The sequence below is a fragment of the Citrobacter sp. TBCS-14 genome (assembly GCF_005280805.1).
Taxonomy (GTDB): Bacteria; Pseudomonadota; Gammaproteobacteria; order Enterobacterales; family Enterobacteriaceae; genus Citrobacter; species Citrobacter gillenii.
Window position 1 is genome coordinate 1 of sequence record NZ_SZWM01001230.1, and the last position, 626, is coordinate 626.

At 53.6% G+C, this 626-nt stretch carries 1 pseudogene; it reads left to right on the forward strand.

From position 1 onward, the window contains the following. A pseudogene (locus FDX22_RS26400) lies at positions 1–626 on the forward strand (Ig-like domain-containing protein); the annotation flags it as partial.

Genomic DNA, 626 nt, shown 5'->3' on the forward strand with positions numbered 1-626 from the left:
ATGTCGCGCCCTCCGTTGGGTCATTGACCAACAATCAGTCCACTAATGATGCGACCCCAACGCTTTCCGGAACAGCTGACGCCAACAGTACGGTTAAAATTTACAATAACGGGGCATATATCGACAGCGTCGTCGCCGACAGCAACGGTAGTTGGGACTGGACCTCCAGCACAAACTTGCGGGACGGCTCATACGCCTTCACCGCTACGGCAACCAACCACCTGGGTACGGGGGGAATATCGACGGCATTCAATATCAATATCGATACTCAGCCGCCGTTANTCACCAGACAATCTGAACGTATCTGCCGATGGTGCTGTCGTCACTGGTACGGCTGAACCCGGCAGTACCGTGACTATAACCGACAATAATAATCATTTAATCGGCAGTGGCGTTACCGGGCCAGATGGCTCGTTTACTATCACCATAAACCCACCACAAACCAATGGCGAAACCATAGCCGCTATCGCTACCGATCCAGCAGGAAACCCGAGTTTGCCAGAAACAGCACTCGCTCCCGATATCACCGCCCCGCTACCGCCCGCAAACCTGACAATCAATAACGCGGGCGATGAGGTTTCCGGCACGGCAGAGCCCAACAGTACCGTACATATTCTCAATCCTGG